This window comes from Arthrobacter sp. (assembly GCF_031179385.1).
GTDB lineage: Bacteria > Actinomycetota > Actinomycetes > Actinomycetales > Micrococcaceae > Arthrobacter_D.
The window spans coordinates 1-3,323 of the sequence record NZ_JAPSHV010000192.1 but is presented as its reverse complement, the minus strand read 5'-3'; the positions used below and the strand labels follow the sequence as shown (position 1 = coordinate 3,323).

At 64.6% G+C, this 3,323-nt stretch carries 5 protein-coding genes; all 5 read right to left on the bottom strand.

From position 1 onward, the window contains the following. The coding region (locus tag RIF85_RS15265; protein ID WP_309072755.1) for an amino acid ABC transporter ATP-binding protein at positions 1 to 680 on the bottom strand (680 nt) is incomplete at its 3' end. Then, the gene (locus RIF85_RS15260) at positions 667 to 1,326 is read right to left on the bottom strand and encodes an amino acid ABC transporter permease (protein WP_309072756.1); all 660 of its coding nucleotides are present in this window, start codon (positions 1,324 to 1,326) and stop codon (positions 667 to 669) included. The genes RIF85_RS15265 and RIF85_RS15260, both read right to left, overlap by 14 nt. 100 nt (positions 1,327 to 1,426) lie before the next feature. Continuing rightward, positions 1,427 to 2,257, bottom strand: a complete 831-nt coding sequence (locus RIF85_RS15255) for an amino acid ABC transporter substrate-binding protein (protein ID WP_309072754.1) — start codon at positions 2,255 to 2,257, stop codon at positions 1,427 to 1,429. A 176-nt stretch (positions 2,258 to 2,433) separates the two neighbouring features. Further along, the gene (locus RIF85_RS15250) at positions 2,434 to 2,706 is read right to left on the bottom strand and encodes a hypothetical protein (protein WP_309072753.1); all 273 of its coding nucleotides are present in this window, start codon (positions 2,704 to 2,706) and stop codon (positions 2,434 to 2,436) included. 83 nt (positions 2,707 to 2,789) lie between these two features. Next, a partial coding sequence (locus tag RIF85_RS15245; protein ID WP_309072752.1) for a LysE/ArgO family amino acid transporter occupies positions 2,790 to 3,323 on the bottom strand: 534 nt, incomplete at its 5' end.

The following is a 3,323-nucleotide window of genomic DNA, read 5'->3' as shown; positions in this document are numbered from 1 at the left end:
ACGACGCCGCCGTCCATGAAGACCACCTCGGTAGCGACCTCCCGGGCGAAGGCGAGTTCGTGGGTGACCAGCACCATGGTCCAGTCCTCGTCGGCGAGCTCCTTGATGACGGAGAGCACCTCGCCCACCAGCTCGGGGTCAAGGGCTGACGTCGGCTCATCGAACAGGAGCAGCGTCGGCTTCAGGGCCAGAGCACGGACGATCCCGACGCGCTGCTGCTGGCCGCCGGACAGCTCGTGCGGGTACTGGTCCTTCTTCTCCGCGAGCCCCACGCGAGCCAGCAGCGCCTCGGCGTCGCTGACGGCGCCGGCTCTTGACCGGCGCTGTACCTGCACCGGACCCTCAATCACGTTCTCAAGGACCGTCATGTGCGGGAAGAGGTTGTAATGCTGGAACACCATGGCGCTGCGGTCGCGCAGCGCGGCGATCTGCCGCTTGGGTACACCGCCGCCGAAGTCCACGGCAGGGCCGCCATTGAAGGTGATGCGGCCGCCGTCGGGAATTTCCAGACCGTTGAGGGAGCGGAGCACCGTCGTCTTGCCCGATCCAGAAGGGCCCACCAGGGCGACGACGCCGCCGGAGGGGACGGACAGGTCAATCGAGCGGAGCACCTCGTTATCCCCGAAGGACTTCCGCAGCCCCTCGACCTGCAACACCAGTTCACCGTTAGTGCGCGACATAGCGGTCCAGCCTCTTCTCCAGTCGGGACTGCCCTGCCGAAAGGACAAGGCAGATGACCCAGTAAATCGCCGCAGCCTCGATATAGAGCAGCATGAACTGCTGGCTGAACGCGGCTATTTCCTGGGCCTGGCGGAACATCTCGGTCACGAGAATCAGCGACGCGAGCGAGCTGTCCTTCACCAGCGAAATGAACGTGTTCGAGAGCGGCGGCACCGACACCCGTGCGGCCTGCGGCAGGATGATGCGCCGCAGGGTCAGGGTGCGGGACATGCCGATCGTGTGCCCGGCTTCCCACTGGCCCCGGGGGACCGAGAGGATGGCGGCCCGGATAATCTCCGCCGCGTAGCCGCCGACGTTCAGCGAGAACGCGATAATGGCGCTCGGCCACGGATCGATGGTGAGCCCAATGGAAGGCAACCCGTAGAAAATAACGAACAGTTGGACCAGCAGGGGAGTACCGCGGATCACCGAAACATAGGCACGTCCGATCCATGAGACCAGACGGTTCCCACTGAGGCGCATGAGCGCCACCAGAAGCGCAAGAACCAGACCGAAGGCCATGGACGCCAGAGACAGGGGGATGGTTCCGGTGAGGCCGCCTTGAACCAGTGGCCAGAAGGATGTCAGGGCCAGGTCCCAGTCAATGTCCATAAGTTCCTACGCTATCCCAGTGGTTTCTTCGAGGAGCCTGCACACGCAAACGGCGAGCACCTGCCGCAGCCGGTGCCCGCCGTCGTCGTGATCGTTACTCGGCGCTGACGTCTTCGCCGAAGTACTTCTCGGAGATCTCAGTCAGCGTTCCTTCGCTGCGGAGTTCCTCCAGTGCGGTGTTGACGGCCTCGACCAGGTCATCGCTGCCCTTGCGGAATGCCAGTGCGCTGCGGGACTGTTCCTCGGTCTCCGCTACGACCTTGATGGCGTCGTTCGGGGTGGACTTCTGGTAATCGAGGAAGGTCAGCTCGTCGTTGATGGTGGCGTCGACGCGGCCCTGCTCGAGGAGGGTCACCGACTGCGCCCAGCCTTCAACGGCTTCGACCGTAGCGCCGCTTTCCTCTGCCAGCTCGTACCAGTTGCTGGTCAGGGACTGCGCGGTAGTCTTGCCGTCGAGGTCCTCGAAGGAGGTGATGTCGGTGTTGTCGGCGGTGGTGACGATGACGCCGTTGCTGTAGGTGTAGGGGTCCGAGAAGGCGTAGGCTTCCTCGCGCTCCGGGGTGATCGAGACCTGGTTGGCGACGACGTCGAAGCGGCCTGCCTCCAGCCCGGCGAAGATGGCGTCGAACTGGGTCTCTTCGAACTCGGCCTCGACACCGAGCTTCTCGGCGACGGCGGTGATGATTTCGACGTCGTACCCGGTCAGCTCGCCGGCGCCGCCCTCATGGTAGGTGAACGGCTTGTAGGTGCCTTCGGTGCCGACAGTCAGCACACCCGACTCCTGGATCTCAGCGAGGGTGGTGCCGCCGGCGGTCTCGGTGGCCCCTTCCGAAGCGGTCTCGGAGGAAGCAGAGGAACCGCAACCGGCAACCGCAAGGACGATGGCGGTCGCGGCGCCGAGCAGCGGAAGACGGCGAGAAATCATGTGGGACATCCTTTTGACGCTTGAACGGTGGTGCCCGGGTGCGGGCTATTCATTCCAGCAGTCGACGGCGGGTGGTTATTCCCCGCCGTCACATTGCGTAACATTCGGGATCTGTTCCCGGGAATGCGAAAGGGGACCGCTTCAGTGAAGCGGTCCCCTTTGCGTGAACGAAGGGCTTAGGCCTTGCGGTCGCCCTTGGCCATGCGGTACCCGGTATCCGAGCGGCCGAGGATGGTCTGCGGGATCCAGAACGCCAGGAAGAAGAGCACCAGGCAGACTGCGAACGGCCACACGTTGGTGCGCTCGAAGAACGTGAGCGAGTAGATCGAGCCCGCGAACAGGATGATCATCAGGGCGAATGCGACGATGGTCGCGCCAAGCTTTCCTTCGCCGGAGTGCTCAGGCCGTGACTTACGGTCGTCGCGTGTTTGGTTTACCGGGTGTGCCATGAGTCTCCTCGGTCTGGTGCGTGGCGTCTTTGGCTTAACTCTAGCGTCAGCGGAGTGGTCGAAGGAGCAGAAGCGCGCAGGGCTCAGCCCAGGACCAGCTTGAGCGCAAGCGCCAGCATCACCACGCCGATCACCACGTCCACCACTCGCCAGGTACGCGGACTGTTGAGCACTCCGGACAGTGCACGGGCTCCGTAACCCAGCGCGCAGAACCAGATGATGCTCCCGACGACCGCGCCGGCCGCGAAGACCCACCGCGTCCCGTCGCCCTGCGCGTTGGCGAGGCTGCCGAGGAGCACCACGGTGTCGAGATAGACATGAGGGTTGAGATACGTGAGCGCGAGGGTGGTCGCGACGACGGAGCCGCGGCTCCTCGGTGCCTCGGCGGTGAGGGCAGCCGGCTTCAGCGCTGACATGAACGAGCGGACTGCCCACCAGGTCAGATACGCGGCCCCGCCCCACCGCAGCACATCAAGCACCAGGGGAAAGCTGGACACCAGGACGCCGATTCCGGCGGTCCCGCCGAGGATCAGAAGGGCGTCGCTGACGATGCACAGCGCCACCACCACGCCTACGTGTTCCCGGCGGATGCCTTGACGGAGTACGAACGCGTTCTG